The following is a 23,535-nucleotide window of genomic DNA, read 5'->3' as shown; positions in this document are numbered from 1 at the left end:
ATTACTGCTCGGCAGAATAGACCTGCTTCCCGCCTACCCAGGTTTCTAACACATCAGTTTGCCAAATTTTGTCAGTGCTTACTTCAAAAAAGTCACGGTCTACCAAAATAAAATCAGCCCATTTACCAGGTTCAAGACTACCCAACGATTCTTCTTGATGGGCAGCATAAGCCGCATCTAATGTAAAAGAACGAAAGGCCTGCTTTCGACTCATTCGCTCTGAAGGATACCAACCACCTTCGGGATTGCCCTGATGATCTTGGCGCGTAACAGCTGAATACAATCCATAAAAGGGATTTACATGCTCAACCGGAAAATCAGAACCGGAAGCTATAACTGTTCCCTGGTCTAAAAATGACTGCCATGCATAACTCCCCTCCATGCGCTGCGCACCCACGCGATCTTCGGCCATATTCATATCACTGGTAGCATGAGTTGGCTGCATGGATGCAATTACATTCAGCTTTTTGAAACGAGGAATATCTTTTACTGAAACAATCTGAGCATGCTCAATACGGTTGCGAAGATTCTGATTACCTAAGCTATCTTTAGCGTTTTCAAACGCATCGAGTACTTGGCGATTTGCTGCATCTCCAATGGCATGGACATTGGTTTGGAAACCATTGCTCGTAGTTTTCATAACCATTTGGTCCATTTCTTCTTGGCTATTAAATAACAAGCCGGTATTATCAGGATCATCGGAATACGGTTTAAGCATAGCAGCTCCGCGACTGCCCAGCGCTCCGTCGGCATATAATTTTACACTGCGAAGAGCTAGCATATCATTAGCATACGATTTGATCGGTCCGTTTTGTGAAAGGCTGTCGAAAGTGGCCCCAGCACCGGCAATCATTCCGTAAATGCGGGTTGTCAATTTATCCTGGTCAGCGAATCTTTTATATAGGTTCCAGTCGTCTACCCCAACACCGGCATCGTGTGCGCTCGTTAATCCATGGCTCCGCATCTGCGCAAGTGCCTTGCTAAATGCCTTTTTGCGCTCAGCTGCATCAGGCTCGGGAATTTCGGATGCAACAAGCTGCATTGCGGCATCTACAAAAACACCCGTTGGATTGCCGTTTTCATCTCGAATAATCTTTCCACCTTTGGGTGCTTTGGTATCAGCTGTAATACCGGCCATCTCCATAGCTTTGGAATTAGCCCACCCTGCATGACCATCAATGCGACCCAGCCACACCGGCCTATCGCTGACGACGCTGTCCAGTTCTTCAGCCGTGGGGAAACGGCCAATATCCCAATGAGTGTGGTTCCAACCACGACCTTCTATCCAATTCAGATCGGGATAATCGGCAGCATAATCACTTACCTTTTGTAATGCTTGGTCAAGTGATGTAACATTCGATAAATCTATGTTCATTTCTTGGAAACCCAGCCCCATTACGTGTCCATGGGCATCGGTAAGTCCGGGCAGCATCGTCTTTCCTGCTCCGTCAATCACTTTTTGAGTGGCGCTACTTTCAAAGGTAGTATCGGTATAAACATCAATGACTTTGCCATTCTCAAAAGCAATCGAGGAAAACTGTTTAAGCTTGCCGTTATAGAAAGTATATCCATTAACATTTTCAATAATGGTAGTTTCCGGAGAAGGTGATTGCTGGCAAGAAAGGGTAAGAACGAGACTAAAAGCCAACAAGGATAGTGTGATCAGACGTTTAAACATGGGTATATTCGTTGTTTAAAAATTCGTTTTTAAAGTTATGGCAAACAATCTACGATAAAAAATGTATTTCCCTATTATAGTGATCTATTTGTGCTCAGAGATAGGAAGTGATTGTCGATTCTCCCAGTTACGAATAACAGCTAACAAACTTCTTGGAGAAAATGATTCTTCGGGCAAATCTCCGGTAGGGAACCATTGAATATCCCGTAATAGCTGATCTTCTTCATCCAATTCAGGATCTGTTCCCAATGCTACTTCACCTTGGGGATCTGAAACCTCAAAGAAAAACTCGATAGCATGAAAGGGGGACTCAATAAATTCATTGATATGCAATAAATCCCTAACGGTAACTTCTAGGCTGGTTTCTTCGGCAAACTCCCGCGCTAATGCTTCTCTCAGGGTTTCACCCGGCTTGAGCGCACCGCCCGGCGGCATCCAAACTAATGCATTCTGAGCAGGAGAATAGATTTGTGTAAGCAATATTTTTTGCGATCTAACCAGCAAACCGCAAACTCTTGTTCGTAACCGATGGCTAAATATAGAACCGGACTCCATAATGCCAAAATTATTGCAGGGCTACCTCATCATGTGCTATCGCTGACTCCAACTCATGTTGTTCTGCATAATCAAGACTAGCTTCAACAAAATCCACAAAGAGCGGCTGCGGATTATTAACCGTTGAACAATATTCAGGATGAAATTGCACCCCTACAAACCACGGATGATCCGGCAACTCGATTATTTCTACCAGATCACGCTCAGGATTAAAGCCGGTAAGCCTCATTCCTTCCTCGACTAATTTGTACCGCAGGTTATTGTTCACCTCGTAACGGTGCCGGTGACGTTCTTTAAACTGCTGTTGGCCATAAGCTGCAAATGCTTTAGAATCCTCTTTTACCTCACAGTCGTACTGCCCCAAACGCATGGTCCCCCCTTTTTCTTCAATGTCTTTTTGATCAGGCATCAGATCAATAATGGGATATTCAGTATCCTCGTCAAATTCAGTACTGCTAGCGCCCGGCCATCCACATACATTACGAGCATATTCAATGACAGCGCACTGCAATCCAAGACAAATACCAAAAAATGGAATGTCATTTATACGGGAATAATTTACAGCTGCTACTTTTCCGGCGATACCGCGTCCACCAAAGCCGGGAGCAACTAATACACCGGAAACCCCTTCCAGTTTTTCAGCAACATTATCTGCATCAAGATCATCAGACTGTATCCAGCGGATATTCACCAAACAATCATTTACAGCACCAGCATGGATAAAGGCCTCAACAATAGATTTATAAGCGTCGTGGTGCTCCACATATTTACCCACCAGTGCTATGGTGATTTCGGTGGAAGGTGTACGCACGGCTTCTACAAACTTGATCCACCGATCTAAATCTGGCTCTCCGGCATCGAGACTTAGCTTTTTAATTACTCGCTCATCAAGGCCTTCGCCCTGCATCAGCAACGGCACTTTATATATGCTTTCTGCATCTAGCGAAGCGATGACATCTTCATACTCTACATTACAAAATTGTGCAATCTTATTGCGGATAGTATCATCAAGTTCATGTTCTGATCGAGCTACAATAATATCCGGTTGCAATCCACTTTCGGAAAGCGTTTTAACGGAGTGTTGGGTAGGCTTAGTCTTTAATTCGCGCGCCGCTGAAAGGTATGGTACCAATGTTAAGTGTATCGACAATGTATTTTGTCGCCCCACATCATACCGCAGCTGACGGACGGCCTCGATATAAGGCAAACTTTCGATATCACCCACCGTGCCGCCAATCTCTGTAATCACTACATCATAATCTCCGGATTCACCGAGTGCAACAATATGTGATTTAATTTCATCGGTGATATGCGGAATAACCTGCACTGTCTTGCCAAGGTAAGCACCCTGACGTTCTTTAGAAATCACATCATTATAAATGCGACCGGTCGTAACATTATTTTCCTGAGAAGTGCGGATATCTAAGAAGCGTTCGTAATGCCCCAAATCTAAATCCGTCTCTGCACCGTCTTCGGTTACATATACTTCTCCGTGTTCATACGGATTCATAGTCCCCGGATCCACATTGATATACGGATCGAGCTTCTGAATAGTAACATTAAGACCCCGTGCCACCAGTAGTCGGCCTAGAGAGGCACAGATAATTCCCTTTCCCAGTGATGATGTTACTCCGCCTGTAACGAAGATATATTTGGTGGACATGAAAACATATATTGGTTAGCGTAAATGGAAAATAGAGTGTTTCTGCTCAGCATTCAAATTTAAACCACCTGATTTTTACTGATGATGGTATGCCTTATTGTGCAACCTCCACAAGTACATCCGGTCTGTTGGTAAAAATACCCGTTACGCCGGAATTAATTAATCTTTTCATTTTACGAGCATTATTAACCGTATAAATAAAATGTGGAATATTATATTCCTGAAGATCCTTTAACCATCGGCGACTCAACTCCCGGAAATGACAATTAAAGGCAGTAGCATGCAGCGGTTTAATTAATTTGTGCGGCAATTTACGTGCAAGCTGACGATCATCAAATAACATCGCCACCATCACATCTGCTTTTAAGCGGTGTAGTTGTTCAAGTGCCAGATAATCAAAGCTGGAGAATAACACATGCTCTTTCATATTATGTTTACTAACCAACTCAAGACTTTTTTCTACTACTCCGCCTTCTACCTTGTCACTTACAGCTTCAGACTTTATTTCAATATTAACAGCAATTTTTCCGGCTGCAAACCCCAGCACTTCATCGAGGGTGGGAATACGAGTACCCGCAAACTCATCACTAAACCACGATCCCGCATCAAGCTTTTTAAGCTCTTCAAGCGTATAATCCTTGACTAACCCTTCTCCATTTGTATGCGAGTATAAAGTAGAATCGTGAAAAACAATGGGCACGCCGTCTTTACTCATCATCACATCCAGCTCAATCATCTCAGCTCCCATTTCAACTGCTGCTTTAAAGGCCGGCATCGTATTTTCAGGATAATATGCGCTAGCTCCCCGATGAGCTATAATAATGACCTCTTCTGATGTTTGGTTATATAACGCTGGCAACTGATGATCGTTGTTCATAACTGTTTGTGTAAATGCAATATTCGGTATTAGAAATAAAAATACAACACAAATAACAGCACTATTCCTCCTCGTGTTGTTGTTTCCACTGTAAATAGTCAATAAGATCCTGGATTTGATTTCTCTGATAAAAAATAAGACCAACGTTGATCACAAACACTGCAAAAATAATGATGAAAAACGTTTGGCTCAGCTGAGTAATGTCATAATAAAAAGAATAGCCAAAAAACAGAATTGCTAATATATTGATAACCAGCTGAATCCATTTATTGCGATCCCTTTTATGTAGTGCCTCAATTTTCTCAGCCGGTGGCTTCGACTGCTCATCTTTTTTTAAGTGAATGTTGAGATATGATTCCAGCTGCTCCTGATCTTCAGAGTTACTATAATCGGTCATGTTAATTCTTTGATTTCATCACCCGTTTCATGGCTTGCTGCAATAAAGATTTTGTATTATAAATTTTAGATACTGATGTAAACATAACAAATAATCCTATAATTACTGTTATGCTTGCTGCCATAGTTAAACATACCGAAATCCAAAGTGGTTTAATGAGCCCCAGTATTGCTACCGTAATGACAGACAATCCTAATACTACCTGTGACAGTCCGCCCATCATATATAGCATATGGCGCGAATGAATACGTCGGGCAAAATATGAAAAAACCGACCTGCGATCAGATTTATTATTGGCTTGGGTATGGCCAAGTTCTACCCACCGCCTAGAGTGTTGTTCATCCATAATAGTAAATCCCCTTTTTTAATAAGCAGTAAATCCCCTTTTTATAAGCGATGTAACAGTTGTAAGTTAAGGGAAATTCTCATTTTTTCAACCTATGTTACAACTATGCCCGAAGACAGTGAAAATTTATATATTTTTGGACGCAATACGGTTCGCGAAAGATTAAAGAACAAAGCTGAAGAAGTCGAAAAAATTTTTGTACGCAATTCGGTACGAGATAATGAGTTAAGCACTATTTTTGATCGGGCTTCCAGACACCGTATTCCCATTTCCCACGTGCCGGGTAAAAAGCTTTACCGGATGGTTGGAAAAGTAAACGACCAGGGCGTAGTTGCACAAATAAGCAAAGCATCATATCACGATTTTGGTGAGTGGCTCGAGACTGTTGACACTGATTCGAATCCTGCCATTTTACTGCTCGATGAAATTGAAGACCCCGGTAATTTTGGAGCCATCCTCCGTACTGCAGCCGCTGCCGGCATTTCTGCTGTCTTGATTCCTAAGCATCGCCAGGCCCCGATAAATGCCACTGTTCATAAAACATCCGCCGGTACAGCCGGACGCATCCCCATTGTAAGGGCCGGCAATCTTAACCAAGCTATTAGCACCCTTAAAGACGAAGGCTTCTGGTTTGGCGGGCTGGACATGCATGGCGACCAACCACTTTGGGACTTAGAGATAGATCGTCCACTTGCTTTTGTTGTAGGAAATGAAGGCAGCGGAATTAGTCAAAAGACACTTGAACACTGTGACTACACGTTCCGTATTCCCATGGAAAATGATGTGGAATCTCTCAATGCGTCGGTAAGTGCAGCACTTATCTGCTATGAGTGGAACCGCAAAACGTAATTCTACATCAGTATCTCATTCAAATAGATCTTGGGGGAGTGCATCCTATAATAATTATCTATTTACTTGTTAATCATAAATCAGATATGGCTTGCGCTGCTCAGCAAACTTGCGGGCCGTTTGCTTCCATGTTTTAAGATATGCTTCATTATCCAGCTGGCTCAGCAACTCTGATTTGTTAATGCCGACCAGTTTCTGGATATAATTATTAAGCTCCGCATTGGGAGTAGCATCCATCATCACACGCAGCAGCTTGGCTCCCAGTTTCACAGGATCAAACCTGTTAGGATCAGTTACCTGAATTTCGAGACCGTAACAACGCTGACCTTCAAAGTCAGGATGAGGGGCTTTGCCGGGCATTGACTGTGGCATAAACGAAATGCGCTCTACCTGTACACCCGAAAATAAACGGCGTAACTCAGCAATATGATTGGAAGTCAGCTTCGTTGTAGGCGAACCAATTTTCAAAAACGGATCTGACGTTCCCCGCCCCTCAGATATATTTATGCCTTCAAAAAATACCGTTCCCAAATAGATAAACGCATGCTCAAAGGTAGGCAGATTGGGCGAAGGCGGTATCCATTCGAGTCCTGTTTGCGGCCATTTCATTGACCGCTTCCATCCTTCCATTGGGATTACCTTAAGTTGTGCCTGTCCAGCACTGTTAACCCACTGTTCACCCACAATCATTTTTGCTAATTCACCCAGCGTCATACCATGAACCATGGGAATGGAGTAACGACCCACAAAGGATTGATGCTGTTTTTGCATCATCCAGCCAGAAATAAGCTTACCGCCAGCCGGATTAGGACGGTCCAGTACCCAGACGGGCACACTGTCTGCAGCCGCCGCCTCCAGCACGTTACCCATTGTAGCATTATAGGTGTAAAAACGAGCACCCACATCCTGCATATCAAAAAGCAGAATATCGACACTATCCAACATTTCCGAGGTAGGCTTACGCGTTGATCCGTAAAGCGAATAGACGGGCAAACCAGTATCTTGATCGATACCCTCTTTAATCGTTTCTCCAGCTCCCACATCTCCACGGAAGCCGTGTTCCGGAGCAAACAAAGCCGTAACATTCACATCCCGAGCTAGCAAGGTATCGAGCATATGCGATCCACCCACCCTTGCTGTGGGATTCATTACCAGCCCTACTCGCTTGCCTTCAAGCTTTGGTAAATGCTCATCTAACAACACCTCAGCTCCCACCTCAACCTTGGGCTGTAAGGATGCAGCATTGCACCCTCCTACGATCAGACCCAGACCAATTATAAGATGGATAAGCTTTGGCATCAGTGCAATAAATTATGCTTTATTAGCAGTCACCTGTTGCTCGCTAAAGAAAAAGTTGGCTTCTTTTTGACCGTTCTCTACCGAATCGGAACCATGAATAATATTTTCTCCTACGCTATCGGCAAAATCCGCCCGAACCGTGCCTTCTTCAGCTTCAGAAGGATCGGTAGCACCAATAAAATCACGAAAATCCTTAATAGCATTTTCTTTTTCCAAAATCATAGGTACACACGGACCACTACTCATAAATTCGCAAAGTTCATCAAAGAAAGGTCGTTCTTTGTGAACGGAATAAAATCCGGCAGCCGTATCTTTGGTCAAACGGGTCATTTTCATAGCTACAATCTTAAAACCAGCCTCTTGGATACGGCGCGTTACCTCACCAATAAGTTCTTTGCGTACGCAATCGGGCTTTAAAATGGTGAGTGTTCGTTCTACTGACATAGTTAATTATTGATTTAGAAATTAGACGTTTTAATTTAATGCTTACAAAGACGCTAAATATAAGGGTTCGAATGCAAATTACCGAAGTAGAAAGAGACTTATAATCCCCTTTCAACGCCAGACATTTACAGAATAATAATGCTGACAGCTTGTAAGACCACTATTCATATCGTAGCTTCCTTATGGTTGCTTTAACTTGCTGTTAAAACTTGATTCCCAAATTTATGAGTTACAAAAATTCCGACCCTCCCATTGCCCACCATTCTGATACCATGAAAACCCAGAAAAATATTGCGCTTATTGCCCACGATCACCGAAAGGCTGATTTAATTGACTGGTGCGAATTTAATGCCGGCACACTTTCCAAACACAACTTATTTGGTACCGGTACTACCGGACAAATGATTGCCGAAGAGGTTGGACTGGACATTACACGTTTTAACAGTGGCCCGTTGGGCGGCGACCTACAAATTGGTGCTGCTATTACCGAAAATAAAATCAATATGATGATTTTTTTCTGGGATCCTCTGCAGGCCCAGCCACACGATGTAGATGTAAAAGCACTACTGCGAATCGGGGTCCTCTACAATATTCCAATGGCATGCAACCGGTCATCAGCTGATTTTATAATTTCTTCGAACCTCATTGGAGAAGAATACGACCGATTTTTGGTGGATTACCGTCAACGTTTTTCTAAAGATATAAATGATTAATCATGTCAGAGTCCAATTACAATCCCGATAACAATCTCTCAGAAGCATCCAGCCCCTACTTGTTGCAACATGCCGATAATCCCGTAAACTGGTACCCATGGGGAGACAAAGCATTCGAAAAAGCGCGCCGCGAGGATAAACCAGTCATGGTATCTATTGGATATGCAACCTGCCACTGGTGCCATGTGATGGCTCACGAATCATTTGAGGATGAAGAGATTGCCCGCCTGATGAACGAAGCGTTTGTCAATATAAAAGTAGATCGCGAAGAGCGACCAGATATTGACAATACTTATATGCTCGTCTGCCAAATGATGACCGGCAGTGGCGGCTGGCCCCTCAATGTGTTTTTAACACCGGATAAGAAACCCTTTTATGCCGCCACCTATATCCCCAAAGTAGGGCGTCACGGCAGGCCAGGCATGCACGAACTAGTGCCCTGGATTTCTAAGTTGTGGGAAAACGAAAGGGAAAAAATTGCGGCTTCGTCAGATAAAATTATTACCGCCTTTCAAAAATCCACATCGTTCGAATCCGGAGACCAGCTTGGTGATGATATACTGCAAGAGGCATACAACAAATACGAACAGCAGTTTGATAGTACCCACGGTGGTTTCAGCTCATCGCCGAAATTTCCGAGTCCACATAACTTGATGCTGCTCTTACGATATGCCAAACAGCATCCGGCATCTAACGCCCTACAGATGGTTGAAAAAACACTTACGGAAATGCGTAGAGGCGGTATTTTCGATCATATTGGGAAAGGATTTCACCGTTATTCTACTGACCAGCAATGGCTACTTCCCCATTTCGAAAAAATGTTGTATGACCAAGCCATGCTTATGATTGCCTATACCGAAGCTTGGCAGATGACAAACAACGATCTATTTAAGCAAACTGCTAATGAGATTGCTGATTATGTTTTCCGTAAAATGCAGGATGACAACGGCGGCTTTTATTCGGCTGAAGATGCTGACAGTGAAGGCGAAGAGGGCAAATTTTATGTTTGGGAAATTTCAGAGATCCGCGAACTACTTCCCACCGCTGAAGCGGAATTAATCATTGAGGTATTTAATCTAACAGAAGAAGGAAATTATAAGGACGAATCCACCGGAAGGCATACCGGAAAAAACATTCTACATCTGCAAAAATCATTGGCAACACTTGCCAATGAACGGAATATGTCAACTGAAAAGCTGAGAACTACGCTTGAAGGTATCCGTCAAAAATTACTGCAGGCTCGTCAACAGCGCGTGCATCCGCTGCTTGATGATAAAATCCTAACCGACTGGAATGGATTGATGATAGCCGCTCTTGCCAAAGCCGGACGAAACTTTAGCAATCAAAAATATATTGAGCAAGCCCAGGCATGTTGGCAGTTCATTGCATCCCAGATGCTTACCGAAGACAACCAACTTAAGCACCGTTACCGCAACGGGGATGTAGCTATTAGTGCCCATGCCGATGATTATTCTTTTCTAATCTGGGGCCTCATCGAACTGTATCAGACAACCTTTAATTCAAAATACCTGCAAGAGGCTGTCTCTCTACAGCAACAATTTAATAACTCGTTTTGGGACTCTGATGACGGCGGATTTTACTTCACTTCTGAGGAGGGGGAAGAACTTCTGGGGCGCAAAAAGGAAATTCATGACAGCGCTATACCCTCCAGCAACTCGGTAGCCATGATGAATTTACTGCGGCTGGGTCGCATGACCGGCAATACTGATTGGGAACAAATGGCTGACCAAATAAATAAACTTTTCTCTTCTAGTATTCAGCAAGCACCTACGGGATTTGGGTTTGCTTTACAAGGAGTCAACTTTTCAACGTCAAATCCAAAGGAGGTTATTATTGCCGGTGATCAGAATCATCCCCAAACGAAAGAAATGCTCCACCAATTGCGCGACCTTTTCCTCCCCAATACAGTAATTCTACTTGCTGATCCAAACGATAACAACATTAATAATCTGATACCGTTTCTGGATGATTTTGGAATGCAGAACAACAAACCAACAGCATATGTATGCCAAAATTATAGCTGTGAACTACCAACTAATGACCTAGAAAAAATGCTTGAGCTGATTAAGAAACAAGATAATCATTGATTTTCTAGATTTATATTCCTGGCGCGAATACATATCCCATCTTAAGCAACGGAAGCCAATTCTTGGTTTATTATATTATCTATCCTTTTCCTTTAGTGTTATAACAGTAACGGTTGGCTGGGCATCGTAGCGGATGGGGCCCAAGGTAAAACCAAGTCCATTATTAATATGAATCGGCAGCTTATTTTTATGATATAAACCGCTAACATACTTTGTTTCTCGTTCGGCAGCTGAAAATCCCATTCCAAAAAATGGCACTCGAATTTGTCCCCCGTGGGTATGACCGGCCAACATCATATCGTAACCATTTTGTTGGGCCTCAGCGACCAAATCATCATCAACCTGATGGGAAGCAAAAATTTTTAGTGCCGCACCTCCTGCATTATTAGTCACTGAATCAACAACTTCAGGATCAGATGTCTTGCTATATACTTCGGTAATACCGGTAACCCGAACGGTATGGTCACCATCTGAGGAAAATTTTTGATTTTGATTCTGCAGCAGCGGGATACCTTCGTTGGCCAGTGCCTGCTCTATATTTGGGGTACCTGCCCAGTAGTCATGGTCACCCACTACCGCAATGGTGCCATACGTGGCTCTAACCTTACCTAGCTCTTGGGCTGACATTGCAATAAAATCAGTGCCATAAGAAATCAAATCGCCGGTAAAAATAATAAGATCGGGATTCGTTGCATTAACTGCCTCAACATACCGGGCAATCTCTTTGCGACCAGTGTACTCATCACCCTGAATATCAGAAATATGTACAAGTTTAAATCCTTTGAGTGATGCCGGAAGATCATCAATAGCTATGCTCAATTCATCGGTTACAATTTGAGTAGTATCCTTATACGTTTTCCATCCCATAAAAAGAAAAGTCAAAAGAAATAATCCGAAGACTACTCTTGTATGCCATCGATTAACCAGTGCTGTATCAGCAACTAAAAACCGACTAATTAGCTTTCCTATATCTGCTAAAATTATCCATGTCGCTAACTGAAAGACAAACACCAACCCAAACCAGAACCAATACGTCAACAACTTGGGATATTTAAGAACATCAATTTCACCGGAAATATAAAAATCGATGCTGCCACTTATAGGAAACAGATAGAACGAAAATAGGAATATGGGTAATACAAATTTTATCCACTTATTTCTCGTAAAATAATCTTTGCTGATATTATATAATCGGAATGATAAATAGAACACTGCTGGTATCATCAAAACTGATACCAGGATCGTCATCTCAAGCAACCAGGGCACAATTCTAATAATTTAAAAGTTCTTGGTATATTCTGAGCTATAGGCTAATATAAATCAATGGCTTAAACAAATACGGATATAAAATCCATTTCGCATGTTCTTGCGTATTAACAAATGAACTAATGACGTGATTTTATTCACTCTTCTTGCCACCATCGGAAAAATAACACATGGAAATTCCGATGACGAAATTGAATTAATGAAGCGCATTCAAGCTCGCGACGAGGAAGCCATAGAGGAGCTCTACAATCTATATAACAAACTGCTCTTTGGAATGGTCATCTCGATTGTGAAAAAACGAGAAGAAGCTGAAGATGTACTGCAAGAAATTTTTGTTAAAATATGGAATAAAGCAGATCAGTTTAAACCAGACCGGGGCAATGTATATAGCTGGATTGTTACCCTGGCACGAAATACCGCTATTGATCGTATCCGATCAAAAGGATATAAAACACAGCAAAAACAATCAGTAAGTATTCACCAGCCGCTTTTTTCGCTTGAAGGAGATAAACATGATCCGATGGAAACAACTATTTTTTCTGATCGGGCAGAGCTGGTTCAAAAAGCTCTTGATAAAATTCCCGAGAAACAAAGCAAGGTGATTAAAATTGCATATTATCGTGGCATGACTCAGCGAGAAATTTCTGACCACCTAGACATCCCCCTGGGTACCGTAAAAACAAGAACCCGACAGGGAATGATAAAATTAAAACGCATATTAGAAGAACATATATCAACTGATGGCTAATGAACAATCACATACCGAAAAATTCGAGCAGCTCTGTGCCGGTTACGTGCTGCATGCTTTAGACAGAGAAGAACGAGAAGAGTTTGAAGAAATGCTTGGCGAAGCATCGGCCGAAGAACGTGATCTGTATCAAACAATGTGGACAACTGCCAACCAGTTGGCCTTTACAGTAGAACAAGAAGAACCACCTGCCGATCTTAAAGAACGACTGATGGAAATCATTCGTGAACAGCAACAGGATCAAAATGATAACACCGTAACAAACATTGATGAAGGTTCCCCATCGGATGACAAAGACCGCTTTAATTGGTCAGCTTTGGGCGTTGCTGCCTCTTTTGCCTTGTTGATTGTAAGCCTCAGCCTCATTTTCTATTCCTTTAACCTAAATTCTTCGTTATCTAATAAGAATAACATCATAGCAGAAAAAAATACACAGATCACGCAACTAAAAAACGAGCTGGAGCGTAAAGAAGAGATGCTTTCCATCCTTGAAGCCCGTGATGTGGACTTGGTTATGATGGCTGGACGTGATGTAAATCCAAATGGATACGGCAAAGTAATTTGGAATGCAAGTAAACAGCAGGCGCTGCTACAAGTATCAAACCTGCCAACGGAAGCCAGTGATAAAGATTATCAACTGTGGCTTATCAAGAATAATAAACCGGTAAGTGCCGGCGTATTTTCGGTTGGTAACCAGAATGATGCCTTCTTTAAAATTGAACAAATGGCTGAAGCTGACAAACAGTCAACCAATGCTTTTGCCATCACTCTGGAACCCAAAGGGGGTGTGTCTCAACCTACCGGCGACGTATACTTATTGGGTAATGTAGGCAACAAGTAAATGAAGAGCTTATCCTATTCCCAAGTGCAGACACATGGGATAGCCTCAATAGTTAAGCCCTAATTCTCCATTTGGTTGAACAAATATTCCTGAAAGGTCATCACCGAAATACCGGATGGAACCTCAACCATGCGAGAACTAATTTCTTTTTCGCTGATAGTTTTAGCTTCCAGTTTTGAATCCAGCTGGCCATCCTCATAACTTTCAACGCGAACGGGGAAATACTTTTCTTTAAACACCAGGTTAGTAGGAAAATTGCTTACAATGTCCTCGGCACTGCCACTCCATGGGTCAGCTAGCATACCCCAGTTCACATTAATCTCCTTGGTCATCCACACAATCGCATATTCATCCTCGTTATCCTCATCGCGAAAGATGAACTTTTCGCATTTGTATCCCAAGATATCAGTTGTTTCTCCAGTTTTTTTATAGTTAATTTCATCAACTTCCTCGGCTACATCTGAAGGACTCTCTCCGTTATCAAACATATTCATCAGAGATGTAATATCGGATTTTGATATTTTGAGCGCTTGGTTTTTGCCCGTCATAAACACAAAATCTTCGTTATCCAGACGTACAAGTAGCCCTTCGGTATCAATAGATTCCATGAAATTGTAGGAATTATTACCACTCAACATCATACGATCTGGCGTTATGGTAAGTGTAAATTCATCCTGTTGTTCTTCGGTCTGCTGTTCAGAATAGTTATAACTCTCGTAAGTAATTTGACCCTCAAATTGTGCAGCTGCCGGCTGTGTAAAACAGGCAACCAAAAGCATAGCGGACAAATAATGTTTTGCTTTTCTCATAGTAAAAATGATTTCAAATTTTGAATTGTCTCTTTGTTGTACAGGATAATTGGTGAGAATGTTTCAACCTAAAAAAAGCCTACCCGGAAAACCGAGCAGGCTTAAATAACGAGGAACTAGTCATAAAATTATACTTTCTGCAATAGCGCGTCTGCATCTACATTGACCTTGTGGATCCACCCGCCGGCTACAACATCGTCACCTTCATAGCAAACAACCGCCTGTCCGGGGGTTATGGCTTCGCGACCAGTGGGAAACTCAACCTCAATTTCATCATCTCCAAGTTGGGTTAACTGCCCCATAACACCATCATCGTTATAGCGGATCTTTCCAATTATATCCATTTGTCCGCCGGGCACTTCACCATACTTGCTAAGATTAATATTTTTAGCGCGGCACGTAGTGCTTACCAAATCTTCTTTTTCACCAATGGTAATTACGTTTGTATCGGGATTAATATCCGTCACATATACGCGCTTGCCAAGAGCCAGATCCAGACCTCGACGCTGACCGATGGTATAAAAGGGATACCCTTCGTGCTCTCCTACAATGTTCCCATCCTGATCAACAAACTTACCGCCTTTTACACGATCTTCAAGACCATCTACACGATCTTTCAAAAAACGACGATAATTGTCATCAGGGACAAAACAAATTTCATAGGAATCGGGCTTATCGGCCACTTTGGTGAGCCCAAACTCTTCGGCCAAATCACGAATTTCTGTTTTTTCATAGTCACCCAAAGGAAAAATTGTGCGCGCTAAATGCTTTTGCTCAACCCCCCACAGCGCATAGGACTGATCTTTTTGGGGGTCCAGACCCTTCGAAATAATATGCCGCCCATTTTCTTCACGCACATTGGCATAGTGGCCGGTAGCAATATAATCACAACCAAGATTATCCGCCCGACGCAACAGGGCTGCCCATTTGATATGTGTATTGCAAAGCACGCAGGGATTGGGCGTACGGCCGCTCATATAATCATCCACGAAACGATCGATAACCCAGTCGCCAAACTCATCACGGATATCCACAATAAAGTGCTTAAATCCATGATTGACAGCAATTTCACGGGCATCATTCATCGATTCGAGCGTACAGCAGCCAGTCTCTTTATCCGACTTGCCACCCACGCGGGAGTAGTCCCACGTTTTCATCGTAATTCCGATGACGTCATATCCCTGTTCTTTGAGCATCACCGCCGCAACCGAAGAGTCTACCCCTCCGCTCATGGCTACTAATACTCGTCCTTTGCTACTCATTGTATTTTATTCTTATTGACTGGTTATCTTTGATAATGCTGATATCCATCAGCTAAAAAACATTTAGTATCCCTAAAAATACGAATTTTTTATGTATTTGTTATGAAGAGAGCTACTAGTCCTATTCACCTATTCCAAGCTGGATGAATAGCTCCTTATATCTCAAAAGTTCCAAACTTGTAGGAATATAGCATACCTCATGAAGAGAATACAAAGTATAACACCAACAAAATAAAAGACAAACTTGCTCAATTCGTCATATAAAGATAGGGTTTCCAATCTTCTTCTACACTACCCAATATTGACTGCAAAAAAGTAATATGAATAGGTCGATAGGGCTTTTTCTTCAACGGCATAGTGGCCTCTTCCGGCGTACGATTTCCCTTCTTTACATTACACTCATCACAAGCCGTCACCAGATTTTCCCAGGTGTCTTTGCCACCCCGACTTTTCGGTACTACATGATCAATAGTCAGATTATGTGAAGATCCACAGTATTGACAGGTCTTGGCATCACGCTTCATAATGTTATGCCGCGTAAGTACAATTTTATTATACGGAATATTAATGAAGCGACGCAGACGAATTACGGAAGGATAATCATATTCTTTAGAGACAGTACGAACCTTGCGCTCGGGATAATCGTGCACCATTTCTGCCTTATCTAAAAACAGCAGTTTAATAGACCGATGTACCGAGCAAATACTCAGCGGTTGATAATCCTTATTTAGAACCAAAACTCGTGCATCCATAACAATCTACTTTGACTGTTGCCAGTTGCAAAAAGCCTTGCGAACATACTATTAACTTTTAATGTGTAGAATCAACATTAAATTTTGTATAAATGCAACCCCCACAGTGGAACATTACAATTTTGTAAAGTGGATAAAGCCGAAAACTAATTTAGTTGAAACAGATGATCATAGGCATCACGTCAAAAATTAATAGTTATAAATCTAACTAATATCATCACCGAATTTTTTATAAATTTGGGGTCATTTAACAAAGTGGATTACATAAATATTATTTACACGATTCGTCCCTTTAAACACAACTAAAAGACTATATTTAGTTATTCTTTATGCCTAATAAAAAAAACAATAGCGGTGCCGGATATTATAAAGAACCTGGTCCGAAGCTTGACGAGGAATCGCCTTTCGAATCTATGATGGAACGGTTCCGTTTTGCCGCGGAAATATTGGATCTTGATGAAGGAATGTTTCAATACCTTTCGAGCCCAGTCAAGCAAGTAACTGTTTCTGTTCCCATTTTGATGGATTCAGGAAACATCAGAGTGTTTCAGGGATATCGCGTAATTCACAATAATATACTTGGCCCTTCAAAAGGTGGCATTCGCTATTCGCCCGATGTTAATCTGGAAGAAGTTAATGCCCTGGCCGCATGGATGACCTGGAAATGTGCCATTGTAAACGTACCCTTCGGCGGAGCCAAAGGTGGTGTACGATGTGATCCCAACGAACTTTCAGATGGCGAACTCGAACGCCTGACGCGCCGCTATACTGCGAATATGCTTGAAGTGTTTGGACCCGACCGTGATATCCCTGCTCCGGATATGAATACCGACGAGCAGATTATGGCCTGGATTATGGATACTTACAGCATGAATGCGCACAAAACCGAAACGGCGGTTGTAACCGGAAAACCCATTATTTTAGGTGGATCATACGGACGTAAAAAAGCTACGGGCCGAGGTGTTGTTACCGTTACGCTAGCTGCACTCAACAAAAAAGGAATTCTGCCTAATAACTGCACGGTCGCTGTACAAGGATTTGGAAATGTTGGCTCGGTAACCGCAGAACTTATGTACGAACAGGGAGCCAAAGTAGTAGCTATCAGTGATATTGCCGGGGGATATTATAACGAAAATGGAATCGACATCCCCAAGGCACTAGAATACGCTGAAGAAAATGACGGTTCGCTGGAAGGATATCCTGAAGCCGAAGAGATCACTAACGAAGAACTGCTACAAATCGAATGCGACGTCCTTATTCCTGCTGCCAAAGAAGATCAAATAAACCGCGAAAATGCCAGTGATATTAATGCCCGTATTATTGCAGAGGGCGCCAATGGTCCTGTCACTGCCAATGCTGATGGTATCCTCGAAAGCAAAGGTATTATGGTCGTACCCGACATTCTGGCTAATGCCGGTGGTGTTACGGTTTCATATTTTGAATGGGTGCAGGATAGACAGGGATATTTCTGGACTGAAGAACGCGTTAACCGCCGTCTTAACCGAATGATGCGTGATGCTTTTGATCAGTTGTTTAAGACCAAAGAGAAATATGATATTACTCTGCGTCAGGCGGCCTACGTATTTGGAATTAATAAAGTAGCAATGACCCTTAAAAGACGTGGCTTATATGCCTAACTTATTGTAACTCTCTGGGAATGTTCATTCTTAATCTTGCCCTATGTCCAAAAGTGATGAAAAGAAACTGGTACTGCCATCTTCTTTTGATGCTATGACACAGATCGAGCCTTTTGTTGAAGAGCTTACAACATGGGCTTCGCTGGACGACGGCGATTCGGATCGGATAATGCTTGCCATAAGTGAAGCTGTCAATAACGCCATTCTTCACGGCAACGAACAAAACCCGGAGAAGAATGTATATCTGTCAACCGTTCTTAAGGATGGGAAACTAATTATTCACATTCGTGATGAAGGCGAAGGTTTTGATCCTGGAGAAATCCCAGACCCACTGGAAGAGGAGAATTTACTAAATGAAGGCGGCCGCGGTATTTACTTGATGAGACAATATGCTGATGATGTCCAATTTTTGGAGGGAGGCACTAAAACAATGCTCAGTTTCCAACTTGATAACTGATAAGTATTCTCCCTTTAACCAATCCTGAATAAATTCAGCACACCGTCAAGAACAATTTCTACCTTTAGGATCAATAAAAAAGGCGGTGCAAGCACCGCCTAGAAATATCTAATATGTTAGCAACTTCTAGTTAACTTGCGCTTCTAGCTGCTTTTTAAGTTTGGCTTTGGGTACCGCACCTACGATCTGATCGACAACTTCGCCATCTTTAAAGATAAGAAGTGCCGGAATACTTCGAATACCGTATTTGGTAGAAAGCTCAGGATTGGAATCAACATCAACCTTTCCAACTTTAGCCTGTCCTTCAAATTCATCTGCAAGTTCTTCAACTACGGGACCGACCATTTTACAGGGGCCGCACCATTCCGCCCAGAAATCAACAAGCACCGGAGTACCTGATTCTGCATTTACAACCTCGTCTTCAAACGAATCATCTGTAAGTTCTAAAGCTTTACTCATAATTATACCTTCAAGTTCTACATTTAATTAAGGTGTTCTCTAAAAATCCAACAGCTTAATATCGGATAAAGCAATCAGATTTTCACATCAATCTTTATTATGGATGAGATTACAAAAACTTATCTTACCTTCCGTTGGTTTTATTGCGTTGCAGGGCAACCGCCTCTTCGCCTACCAGCGATTTTAAACCGCTGAGTAACTGCTCATTGGGATCTACAACAAACTTGCGCACATTCATCCGAAACGGTCGTTTGGCCTCTTGACTAAGCACATTAAAACTGACATTCGTTTCGCCGCGGTGCCGACCAAACAGCTTGGCCATCTCTTCCAGTTCATCATCCGTAACAAAATTGGTATCAATGTCGATCTGAAGCTCAATTTGATCCTGATATTTCTCGCGCATACTTTCTATCCGTTCAAAATTGTTCGCAATAATCTGAAGTTTGCCTCGGGATGAGTCAAAACTGCCATCCACTACCACCCGTGTATCCTCCTGAATCATACCCAGGTTACTATCATAAACATCATTAAAAGCCACTACTTCTACCTTGCCCTGCCGGTCTTCCATTTCTAAAAAGGCAAAGGGGCGTCCCTTTTTATCAGTCACTCGGCTCACATCCGTAATTATACCGGCAGCACGAATATCCGTCCGATCATCTAGCTTTTCCAACTCATCAGAATCAAGGGTATGAGAGCAAAACATTTGCAAATCTTCGCTGTATTTATCCAGTGGATGCCCACTCAAGTAAAACCCAATCAACTCTCGCTCTTTGTTCAGCCGCTCCATGTTTGACCACCGCTCAATAGGATCAAATTCGGGCTCATCAATAGCCGAACTGCTGTCTTCACCTTCGCCAAACAAATCTGACTGATTGGAATCCTCCATCTCCTGCACCCGCGACCCGTAACTGATGATCACCTCCATATGCTGCAGCAGCTGACGGCGGTTGGGATTTAACCCATCAAAAGCACCGGCCTGGAACAAGCTTTCGAGTGTTCGTTTGTTACAGACACGCGAATCAATACGGCGAGCAAAATCAAAGATGGATTCAAACTTGCCGTTCTCCCTTCGTTCTTTTACAACCTCCTGAACAGCATTAGACCCCACACCTTTAATAGCTTCCATGCCGTATTGAATACGACCATCAACCGCTACAAATTTCCCGGCCCCGTTATTAATATCCGGTGGATCTACGGTAATATCATTGCGATAACACTCTTCAATAAACTTCGAGACTTTATCAATATCCCCCATGTTGTGCGTGAGCACTGCTGCCATGTATTCGGCGGGATAGTTGGCCTTGAAAAAAGCTGTTTGATAGGCCACCACTGAATAGGCTGCCGAGTGTGACTTGTTAAATCCATAATTGGCAAACTCGGCCATGATGTCGAAAATCTCTTCGGCCTTCTCTTCGGAGACTCCATTATTAATGGCTTTTTCAGTAAAAATTTCACGCTGCTCAGCCATCACTTTCTGCTTCTTCTTGCCCATCGCACGCCGCAGCAGATCTGCTTCACCCAGCGAATAGTCGGCAATAATTTGAGCCGCTTTCATAATCTGCTCCTGGTAAATCATGATACCGTAGGTCGGCTCCAGCAGTTCTTTTAGGTCGGGATGTGGATACTCTACCTCCGACCGGTCGTGCTTGCGATCAATATATTCGGGGATAAACTGCATGGGACCCGGCCGATAGAGAGCGTTCATGGCAATTAAATCATCCAGCTCAGTCGGCTTCAGCTGTTTCAGATACTTCCGCATGCCGTCGGACTCAAACTGGAAGGTGCCAATGGTATTGCCTTGCTGATAAAGCTCAAACGTCTTTTCATCATCTTCGGGAATGTCATCTAACTCCCAGTGCTCCCCGTGATTCTCTTCGATATATTTGATGGAGGTTTTTAGGATTGACAGGGTCTTCAATCCCAGAAAGTCCATCTTCAGCAAACCACAATCTTCGGCATTGGGTCCGTCGTACTGAGTAATCAGCTCTTTGTCTTTCGATAGCGCCACGGGCACATATTCGCTTATTTCGCCCGGTGCGATAATAACCCCAGCTGCGTGGACGCCCGTCTGCCGAGCCGAACCTTCCAGCGTGCGAGCAAAACGCATCATCTTCTGAATCTGTGGATCGGGATGCTCAAAAAGCTCTTGAATGTCATTAGCCGACTCGGGATTTTTCTGCGTATCAAGCACGTCTTCAAACTCGTTGAGCGAGGGACCATCAGGAAACATCTTGGTAATCCGATCTACCTCCTGTAGCGGCACACCCAGCACACGCCCCACATCGCGGATAGCCGTTTTGGCCTTCATGGTACCATAGGTCACAATTTGCGCAACGTTGTCCCGGCCGTACTCTTCAACCACATAGTCGATAACCTCCTGTCGCCCGCTGTCATCAAAGTCGATATCAATATCAGGTGGACTTACGCGCTCAGGATTCAGAAATCGCTCAAACAGCAAATCGTGCCGTAACGGATCGATATTGATAATCCCCAGACAATACGCCACGATAGACCCGGCGGCCGAACCTCGTCCCGGTCCTACAAACACATCGCGCTTTCGGGCCTCGGTGGTAAAATCCTGTGTAATTAAAAAGTAGCCCACAAAGTCCATCTCTTTGATGATGTTAAGCTCTTGCTCAATGCGTTCGCTTACATCTTGTCTAACTTCGCCATACCGCTCCTTAGCACCTTCATAGGTCAGTTGACGAAGGTAATCATACATCGAGTCATACTCGTCGGGAATACTGTAGTGGGGCAGCAGCAGATCCGAACTGAGCTCTATATCATCAATCTTCTCGATGATCTCGTTGGTATTGTCAATAGCCTCAGGGAGATCGCTGAACAACTCTTTCATCTCCTCGGGCGTCTTCAGATAAAAATCAGTATTCAGGTTGTTATCATCATCAGTAAAGCGAAAACGATTGGGGTCATCAATGTCTGCGTTAGTCTGCAGGGCCAGCAGAATATCGTGTGCCTCAGAGTCTTCCTCCTCCACATAGTGGCAATCGTTGGTTGCAATCATCTTTACGTTATACTCCTTGGCCCATTTAACAAGCGTCTCGTTACAACGATTTTGATCTTCAAGGCCGTGCCGCTGTAATTCTACATAATAATCATCCCCAAATATATCTAAATACCATTCAAACAAGGCGCGGGCATCTTTTTCTTCACCGTTGATGAGGGTCTGATTAATCTCACTGGCAATACAGCAGGTAGTAGCAATGAGTCCCTCAGCATGTTCGGCCAGCGTCTCCTTGTCGATGCGCGGCTTATAGTACATGCCCTCAGTATAGCCCAGCGAACAAAGCTTTGAGAGATTCCGATATCCGGTCATGTTTTTGGCCAGCAGTACTTGGTGATAGCGTGTACGGTCCTGCTTGTCATCCATTCCCGAGGGCGTAATATAAAACTCACATCCAATAATCGGTTTTACATCATGTTTGTGCGCTTCATTGACAAACTCAGGAACTCCAAACATGTTACCATGGTCGGTAATAGCAATCCCCGGCATCCCATGCCTCTTGGATTTCTTGATGAGCTGTTCGATGCCGGCGGCACCGTCAAGCATGCTAAATTGCGTATGATTATGGAGGTGTGAAAAATTCATTCAGGCGGATTTATTAAAGTCTGATCGTCTAATTATTATACGATTTCTGAGACGCAAAATTAAGAGATGATTTGAAATTTTTGGACCAAAATTAACCTGCTGACCCAAGTTTAAAACTTGATTATTACTGTACTTACTGCCCCATCACCTGCAAAAAAATACGTCGCTCTCTTGGTTTATTATCGTGATTAATGATCACTATCTGTTGCCAAGTACCCAATACCGGCTTACCCTCGTGCAGCGGCACTGTAATGCCCGGGCCCATCATGGTGGCACGCATATGCGAAAACCCATTATCGTCGCCCCAGGTCTGGCCATGACGAGTGGTTTGATCACGAGACGCAAACTCATCGAGCTTGTCTTGCATATCCTGAACAAGTGCCGGCTCAAATTCGATAGTCGAAATAGACGCTGTCGATCCTATTGGGAAAATATGGATGATTCCCTCTCTGAACTTACTCTCGGCAACAAATCGCTGTACCTCATTGGTAATATTTTTGATGTCCGAAAATCCCTCGGCCTCAACGGTTATTTCTTTGCTTGTAATATCCATAGCCATCAATAAAATAGGGTTGCATTCTTTCTGTTAAAGAAATTTAAAATCTAAAGACAAATTCTGAGAAGCAACTACTGTCATCCTAAATGATATTTTTTACTACTATAATCCGTTCCGTGTAGAATGGTGCATCTGCATCCCGCGAGAGCTCCGGGATGAAATAAAACCGGGGGATAAGTTTCAAACTCGGACGGATGAGAGGATCCGAACAA

Annotated in this window: 22 protein-coding genes; 7 read left to right on the top strand and 15 right to left on the bottom strand. The window is 43.0% G+C overall.

Features of this window, described 5'->3' with window-relative positions; translation table 11 throughout:
- Position 1: 1 nt before the first annotated feature.
- From LX73_RS09585 to LX73_RS09560, 6 genes are all read right to left on the bottom strand, one after another.
- Positions 2-1,678: an amidohydrolase gene (locus LX73_RS09585; RefSeq protein WP_148899283.1), complete on the bottom strand. Its 1,677-nt coding sequence runs from the start codon at positions 1,676-1,678 to the stop codon at positions 2-4.
- Between the two features lie 84 nt (positions 1,679-1,762).
- Complete coding sequence (locus LX73_RS09580) at positions 1,763-2,233, bottom strand: NUDIX domain-containing protein (RefSeq protein ID WP_148899282.1); 471 nt, start codon at positions 2,231-2,233, stop codon at positions 1,763-1,765.
- A gap of 10 nt (positions 2,234-2,243) precedes the next feature.
- A complete protein-coding gene (locus LX73_RS09575; RefSeq protein WP_148899281.1) occupies positions 2,244-3,896 on the bottom strand; it encodes a CTP synthase in 1,653 nt (550 codons plus the stop codon).
- A 94-nt stretch (positions 3,897-3,990) separates the two neighbouring features.
- Positions 3,991-4,773 (bottom strand): glycerophosphodiester phosphodiesterase, encoded by a 783-nt coding sequence (locus tag LX73_RS09570; protein WP_148899280.1) that lies wholly within the window; start codon positions 4,771-4,773, stop codon positions 3,991-3,993.
- Positions 4,774-4,834: 61 nt separating this feature from the next.
- Positions 4,835-5,170 carry a hypothetical protein gene (locus LX73_RS09565; RefSeq protein WP_148899279.1) on the bottom strand — a complete coding sequence of 112 codons (336 nt, stop codon included), beginning with the start codon at positions 5,168-5,170 and terminating at the stop codon, positions 4,835-4,837.
- Position 5,171: 1 nt separating this feature from the next.
- Positions 5,172-5,516 carry a hypothetical protein gene (locus tag LX73_RS09560; RefSeq protein ID WP_148899278.1) on the bottom strand — a complete coding sequence of 115 codons (345 nt, stop codon included), beginning with the start codon at positions 5,514-5,516 and terminating at the stop codon, positions 5,172-5,174.
- A gap of 105 nt (positions 5,517-5,621) precedes the next feature.
- Between LX73_RS09560 and rlmB the strand changes: the two genes are divergently transcribed.
- On the top strand, positions 5,622-6,365 hold the full coding sequence (gene rlmB, locus LX73_RS09555) for a 23S rRNA (guanosine(2251)-2'-O)-methyltransferase RlmB (protein WP_148899277.1): 744 nt from the start codon (positions 5,622-5,624) through the stop codon (positions 6,363-6,365).
- A gap of 69 nt (positions 6,366-6,434) precedes the next feature.
- Here rlmB and LX73_RS09550 read toward each other — a convergent pair whose 3' ends face one another.
- On the bottom strand, positions 6,435-7,664 hold the full coding sequence (locus tag LX73_RS09550; RefSeq protein ID WP_148899276.1) for an exo-beta-N-acetylmuramidase NamZ family protein: 1,230 nt from the start codon (positions 7,662-7,664) through the stop codon (positions 6,435-6,437).
- Between the two features lie 12 nt (positions 7,665-7,676).
- The gene (gene ndk / locus LX73_RS09545; RefSeq protein ID WP_148899275.1) at positions 7,677-8,108 is read right to left on the bottom strand and encodes a nucleoside-diphosphate kinase; all 432 of its coding nucleotides are present in this window, start codon (positions 8,106-8,108) and stop codon (positions 7,677-7,679) included.
- A 272-nt stretch (positions 8,109-8,380) separates the two neighbouring features.
- On the opposite strand from ndk, the gene LX73_RS09540 reads away from it, so the two are divergent.
- Positions 8,381-8,821, top strand: a complete 441-nt coding sequence (locus LX73_RS09540; RefSeq protein ID WP_148899493.1) for a methylglyoxal synthase — start codon at positions 8,381-8,383, stop codon at positions 8,819-8,821.
- Positions 8,822-8,823: 2 nt separating this feature from the next.
- Positions 8,824-10,929, top strand: coding sequence for a thioredoxin domain-containing protein (locus tag LX73_RS09535; protein ID WP_148899274.1), 2,106 nt, complete (start codon positions 8,824-8,826; stop codon positions 10,927-10,929).
- Between the two features lie 75 nt (positions 10,930-11,004).
- Here the strand turns inward: LX73_RS09535 and LX73_RS09530 are convergent, their stop codons facing one another.
- Positions 11,005-11,967 carry a metallophosphoesterase gene (locus LX73_RS09530; RefSeq protein WP_211359409.1) on the bottom strand — a complete coding sequence of 321 codons (963 nt, stop codon included), beginning with the start codon at positions 11,965-11,967 and terminating at the stop codon, positions 11,005-11,007.
- Between the two features lie 355 nt (positions 11,968-12,322).
- On the opposite strand from LX73_RS09530, the gene LX73_RS09525 reads away from it, so the two are divergent.
- Together LX73_RS09525 and LX73_RS09520 are read left to right on the top strand one after the other, a co-directional pair.
- Positions 12,323-12,943, top strand: a complete 621-nt coding sequence (locus LX73_RS09525; RefSeq protein ID WP_246138217.1) for a sigma-70 family RNA polymerase sigma factor — start codon at positions 12,323-12,325, stop codon at positions 12,941-12,943.
- Positions 12,936-13,784, top strand: a complete 849-nt coding sequence (locus LX73_RS09520) for an anti-sigma factor (protein ID WP_148899272.1) — start codon at positions 12,936-12,938, stop codon at positions 13,782-13,784. The genes LX73_RS09525 and LX73_RS09520 overlap by 8 nt, the downstream gene beginning before the upstream one ends.
- Before the next feature lie 59 nt (positions 13,785-13,843).
- Here LX73_RS09520 and LX73_RS09515 read toward each other — a convergent pair whose 3' ends face one another.
- The 3 genes from LX73_RS09515 to LX73_RS09505 all read right to left on the bottom strand — a co-directional run bounded on the left by LX73_RS09515 (position 13,844) and on the right by LX73_RS09505 (position 16,607).
- Positions 13,844-14,593: a DUF4412 domain-containing protein gene (locus tag LX73_RS09515; RefSeq protein ID WP_148899271.1), complete on the bottom strand. Its 750-nt coding sequence runs from the start codon at positions 14,591-14,593 to the stop codon at positions 13,844-13,846.
- Between the two features lie 128 nt (positions 14,594-14,721).
- Positions 14,722-15,855 (bottom strand): tRNA 2-thiouridine(34) synthase MnmA, encoded by a 1,134-nt coding sequence (gene mnmA, locus LX73_RS09510; protein WP_148899270.1) that lies wholly within the window; start codon positions 15,853-15,855, stop codon positions 14,722-14,724.
- A gap of 248 nt (positions 15,856-16,103) precedes the next feature.
- A complete protein-coding gene (locus LX73_RS09505; RefSeq protein WP_148899269.1) occupies positions 16,104-16,607 on the bottom strand; it encodes an HNH endonuclease in 504 nt (167 codons plus the stop codon).
- Positions 16,608-16,936: 329 nt separating this feature from the next.
- Here LX73_RS09505 and LX73_RS09500 point away from each other — a divergent pair, with 329 nt between their 5' ends.
- Together LX73_RS09500 and LX73_RS09495 are read left to right on the top strand one after the other, a co-directional pair.
- A complete protein-coding gene (locus tag LX73_RS09500; protein WP_148899268.1) occupies positions 16,937-18,244 on the top strand; it encodes a Glu/Leu/Phe/Val family dehydrogenase in 1,308 nt (435 codons plus the stop codon).
- Positions 18,245-18,287: 43 nt separating this feature from the next.
- Positions 18,288-18,701 carry an ATP-binding protein gene (locus LX73_RS09495; protein WP_148899267.1) on the top strand — a complete coding sequence of 138 codons (414 nt, stop codon included), beginning with the start codon at positions 18,288-18,290 and terminating at the stop codon, positions 18,699-18,701.
- A 126-nt stretch (positions 18,702-18,827) separates the two neighbouring features.
- Here LX73_RS09495 and trxA read toward each other — a convergent pair whose 3' ends face one another.
- From trxA to LX73_RS09480, 3 genes are all read right to left on the bottom strand, one after another.
- A complete protein-coding gene (gene trxA, locus LX73_RS09490; RefSeq protein WP_342782422.1) occupies positions 18,828-19,160 on the bottom strand; it encodes a thioredoxin in 333 nt (110 codons plus the stop codon).
- A gap of 124 nt (positions 19,161-19,284) precedes the next feature.
- Complete coding sequence (dnaE, locus tag LX73_RS09485) at positions 19,285-22,767, bottom strand: DNA polymerase III subunit alpha (protein WP_148899265.1); 3,483 nt, start codon at positions 22,765-22,767, stop codon at positions 19,285-19,287.
- Positions 22,768-22,900: 133 nt separating this feature from the next.
- On the bottom strand, positions 22,901-23,320 hold the full coding sequence (locus tag LX73_RS09480; protein ID WP_148899264.1) for a secondary thiamine-phosphate synthase enzyme YjbQ: 420 nt from the start codon (positions 23,318-23,320) through the stop codon (positions 22,901-22,903).
- Between the last annotated feature and the right edge of the window lie 215 nt (positions 23,321-23,535).

The organism is Fodinibius salinus (assembly GCF_008124865.1).
GTDB classification, from domain to species: Bacteria; Bacteroidota; Rhodothermia; order Balneolales; family Balneolaceae; genus Fodinibius; species Fodinibius salinus.
Note: the sequence above shows the minus strand (reverse complement) of the source record. Positions and strands in the feature narration are given on the sequence as shown.

Coding starts and splice junctions, on each gene's coding strand:
- LX73_RS09585 (WP_148899283.1), bottom strand. CDS start 1,678: ATGTTTAAACGTCTGATCACACTATCCTTGTTGGCTTTTAGTCTCGTT.
- LX73_RS09580 (WP_148899282.1), bottom strand. CDS start 2,233: ATGGAGTCCGGTTCTATATTTAGCCATCGGTTACGAACAAGAGTTTGC.
- LX73_RS09575 (WP_148899281.1), bottom strand. CDS start 3,896: ATGTCCACCAAATATATCTTCGTTACAGGCGGAGTAACATCATCACTG.
- LX73_RS09570 (WP_148899280.1), bottom strand. CDS start 4,773: ATGAACAACGATCATCAGTTGCCAGCGTTATATAACCAAACATCAGAA.
- LX73_RS09565 (WP_148899279.1), bottom strand. CDS start 5,170: ATGACCGATTATAGTAACTCTGAAGATCAGGAGCAGCTGGAATCATAT.
- LX73_RS09560 (WP_148899278.1), bottom strand. CDS start 5,516: ATGGATGAACAACACTCTAGGCGGTGGGTAGAACTTGGCCATACCCAA.
- rlmB (WP_148899277.1), top strand. CDS start 5,622: ATGCCCGAAGACAGTGAAAATTTATATATTTTTGGACGCAATACGGTT.
- LX73_RS09550 (WP_148899276.1), bottom strand. CDS start 7,664: ATGCCAAAGCTTATCCATCTTATAATTGGTCTGGGTCTGATCGTAGGA.
- ndk (WP_148899275.1), bottom strand. CDS start 8,108: ATGTCAGTAGAACGAACACTCACCATTTTAAAGCCCGATTGCGTACGC.
- LX73_RS09540 (WP_148899493.1), top strand. CDS start 8,381: ATGAAAACCCAGAAAAATATTGCGCTTATTGCCCACGATCACCGAAAG.
- LX73_RS09535 (WP_148899274.1), top strand. CDS start 8,824: ATGTCAGAGTCCAATTACAATCCCGATAACAATCTCTCAGAAGCATCC.
- LX73_RS09520 (WP_148899272.1), top strand. CDS start 12,936: ATGGCTAATGAACAATCACATACCGAAAAATTCGAGCAGCTCTGTGCC.
- LX73_RS09515 (WP_148899271.1), bottom strand. CDS start 14,593: ATGAGAAAAGCAAAACATTATTTGTCCGCTATGCTTTTGGTTGCCTGT.
- mnmA (WP_148899270.1), bottom strand. CDS start 15,855: ATGAGTAGCAAAGGACGAGTATTAGTAGCCATGAGCGGAGGGGTAGAC.
- LX73_RS09505 (WP_148899269.1), bottom strand. CDS start 16,607: ATGGATGCACGAGTTTTGGTTCTAAATAAGGATTATCAACCGCTGAGT.
- LX73_RS09500 (WP_148899268.1), top strand. CDS start 16,937: ATGCCTAATAAAAAAAACAATAGCGGTGCCGGATATTATAAAGAACCT.
- LX73_RS09495 (WP_148899267.1), top strand. CDS start 18,288: ATGTCCAAAAGTGATGAAAAGAAACTGGTACTGCCATCTTCTTTTGAT.
- trxA (WP_342782422.1), bottom strand. CDS start 19,160: ATGAGTAAAGCTTTAGAACTTACAGATGATTCGTTTGAAGACGAGGTT.
- dnaE (WP_148899265.1), bottom strand. CDS start 22,767: ATGAATTTTTCACACCTCCATAATCATACGCAATTTAGCATGCTTGAC.
- LX73_RS09480 (WP_148899264.1), bottom strand. CDS start 23,320: ATGGATATTACAAGCAAAGAAATAACCGTTGAGGCCGAGGGATTTTCG.